The following is a 3,055-nucleotide window of genomic DNA, read 5'->3' as shown; positions in this document are numbered from 1 at the left end:
ATAAGCTTGGGGCTTTTCAAGCCGCAGCAAGAGCTGGGAGTTTGAAAAGCAACAAGAAATGGGTTCTTAGGGATAGGGACCCGTAGTCAATGGAAAGCGGAACAAATTTTTTCGGATTTGTCAAAAAACAGAAATTTAGGTTGTCCTCAAACTTGACATAGTACCAGAGCTGCCCAGAGCTATAATTTTTTTTAATGTTTCCAGCTCTTTGCGCAAGGCTTTTACTTCGGATTTCAAATGTTTGACTTCGGAATCTTCTGTTGATTTTTTTACTTCCGAATCCTTTTTCATCACGAGAAAAGCCGTATTTGCCATTCGTCTTTCTCCGACAACGAGAGGGTCATAGCCAGCTTCTATGAAGATTACTTTTGGAGAAAATCCCTGAAGGTATTTTTCCAGAAACAGTTCTTTGAATTCGTCGGTGAATTTCAAAGTCTTGGGTGATACGTATTTGGTATAAGCATTCGATTTGAGCTGCTTGATCTGTTCTTCAGTGAAATAGTTTCTGTTCATATGTTGTGATCTCCTTAGGAAGTCTGTCCAGAATAGTATCTCACTGAATCGCTTCAAGTGTAAGGTGGAAATAGAAAATGTCTACAAAACGCGAACATATTAATTTCAAGTACGTTTTATCGGGCCTTACTAATTAAGTGTCCAATGCTTTTTCTTCTACTAAAAACCGTGTCCACTTTTATGGGTATAGTTTAAATTGAAACTCTGCAAATGCTGAAACACCATCATTCTAAGTTGTTTATTTAATTCAGTATCATTTTTCTTTAAAAAGAATTTTATAATTTTTGGATTATAATATTTCATCAATTCATTTAATATGTAAACCTTATCTTTTAGACTCGTACTTTTTTTATCATACATTCCCATCATTTTATCTAAAAATTCTGGTTCAACCTTCTGCGTTTTCGATTTTGCAAGTTCTATTTTTCTATTTACTCTTGCAATTTTTGGAATTCTCTTTTTCGATAATTCTTCTCTAAATTCATTGGCTGTTTCTTCAGAATAGTTTTTGGAATAATCAGTTTTATTCGAAATGATATTCTGATATGTTGATAATGAGCGAAGCAACTTTTCTGGTTTTTTCATATTATAGCGAGGTTTCTTTTGCCATTTCTTAAGGTGTTCATCTTTGTCTCGATAATATTGATACGAAAATTCAACTGAGTTCCATTCATGAGGATAATATTCTTTTAGAAGCATAACTATATCCGATTCAGAATAATCTTTCGGTAAAATATTTTGAATCGATTCCAATTGTTTACTCCACATTGATTTAATTTGACGAATATCACTTTGAAATATTTTTTTAGTTACACCTGACATCTTATTTACCGTTTATCTCTACACAAAAACCTTAGTTTATTGACTTGCATATTTCATACTCATCAATACTATCTCTACGTTCAATAGCATCATTTATATATTTTTCATAATCACCAATAAAGTCTTCCCATTTAACTGCTTCAATATAGCTGCATGTTCCACTCCAAACGGTGCCATTTTTACAAGTTTTCTTAAGAGGGTTTTTACTTCTATTAAATTTATTATTCTTTATTATTTCAAAAAGTTTTTCGGTATGGTGTTGGATACAATGTCCTTCACAACAATTAAGTGGCTCCAAATAATAAGAGTATGATCCATTTTCATCAGGTAGAACAACAGCCAACATAGCATTTGTATGGCTTACTCTAACCGAATTTCCACTTTTTGTCTTTCTAGATGTCTCTTTTAATGAAAACGATATCTCCCATGGTATCCATTGTTCTTTATCTTGCAGACCAACTTCTTTCATTCCGGGCGAAACAAAAACAACAGTGACTGAACTATCAAAAATACGATCTTTTAACATTTCCCAAATTGTATCTTCCGAATAGTCACTCAAATCTTCACCATCGCTTTCTCCCCTATAAATATCGTCAGATTCTTCTAATACTTTTTCAAATTTATCGACATAATCTCTTACTGTAGTTAGACCCCAAATAGATAAATTTTTAACCTTATCATCTGCATATTTATACGAAACAAAAATTTTTCTTCCCGTTTATTTTTCCCTTCCTTATAAAACCTTCCTAGCTTTTTCAGCAATTATTAAAACCGTTTGAACTAGCTCATTTATATCATTTGATTTTTCAAGAATTTCCCAATATTCATCTAAGTAACTATACTTTTCTTTTTCATTAAATAGTTTAAGATAAATTTGTTTCGCAGCTCCGCCTGTAGACCCTATTGGGATAATAATGCAATCCTTGTCTTTCGCAATATCAAACTCCTTCAGACACCCTTGAGCAATAGTTGTTTCCCCCTTATTTCCAAATATAAAAACAACTATCCCAATCTCTTTTAAAATTTCCTTCCTATAAATATCCCATGCTTTTTCACGTTCGGTATCATCCTTAATATCATACGGAAAAGGATGTAGCCCTAAATGCTCTTCGAGATGCTTATACTTCTTTCTCCTTATTTCTGTTAAGGCACCATTAATAACTGAGGACCCAATTCCTAACCCGTACCCTGATACGACTCTAAATCCCTTAGCAACCAATTTGTTTGATAAATTAAAGGCCAATTCATCAGCTTTTTTTTCATCCCATTCGTTTTTATATATCTCTGCGCTTCCTGAAATAAATACATTGTTAGCAAAAACAGCTTTTTCTAACTCAACGAGAATATCTGTGATTTCACTGTATTCATCAACAAATATCGTTTGAATACCGAATCTTTTCAGCTCCGTTTCTCTAACTTCTTGTTTAATTCTATCTTTATTAAAGTCTTCATCTGTTTGACCCTTTGCTTGACAAACTTTTTTCATAAAGCAATAATGAGTCCTAATATTTTCATTTAACTCCATTCGAATCTGATTCAAAATATGTTCAAGATTAGGATCATCAAAGCTAAACCCAATAAATAAAAACGATTTATATATATTGCCTTTAATAAGCCAAACAAAGTCGATCAATGACTTGGTACGGGCGCTGATTGACCCATTTTTCGAATTCTTTGACCCTCGCACTGATTTCCTGCTTTGTATGAATGAATACATTGT

At 32.8% G+C, this 3,055-nt stretch carries 4 protein-coding genes; all 4 read right to left on the bottom strand.

Annotation, left to right across the window (positions count from 1 at the left end):
• Nucleotides 1-135: 135 nt before the first annotated feature.
• Nucleotides 136-513 carry an HTH domain-containing protein gene (locus BO225_RS01365; protein ID WP_076340491.1) on the bottom strand — a complete coding sequence of 126 codons (378 nt, stop codon included), beginning with the start codon at nt 511-513 and terminating at the stop codon, nt 136-138.
• A gap of 159 nt (nt 514-672) precedes the next feature.
• Nucleotides 673-1,335 (bottom strand): hypothetical protein, encoded by a 663-nt coding sequence (locus BO225_RS01360; RefSeq protein WP_076340490.1) that lies wholly within the window; start codon nt 1,333-1,335, stop codon nt 673-675.
• 31 nt (nt 1,336-1,366) lie between these two features.
• Nucleotides 1,367-2,041, bottom strand: a complete 675-nt coding sequence (locus tag BO225_RS01355; RefSeq protein ID WP_076340489.1) for a TIR domain-containing protein — start codon at nt 2,039-2,041, stop codon at nt 1,367-1,369.
• A gap of 27 nt (nt 2,042-2,068) precedes the next feature.
• On the bottom strand, nt 2,069-3,052 hold the full coding sequence (locus tag BO225_RS01350; protein ID WP_233120266.1) for an SIR2 family protein: 984 nt from the start codon (nt 3,050-3,052) through the stop codon (nt 2,069-2,071).
• Between the last annotated feature and the right edge of the window lie 3 nt (nt 3,053-3,055).

Origin of the sequence: Dubosiella newyorkensis, assembly GCF_001945605.1 — a bacterium.
GTDB lineage: Bacteria > Bacillota_I > Bacilli_A > Erysipelotrichales > Erysipelotrichaceae > Dubosiella > Dubosiella newyorkensis.
The sequence above is the reverse complement of the archived record's forward strand: the minus strand, read 5'-3'. Positions and strand labels throughout refer to the sequence as shown.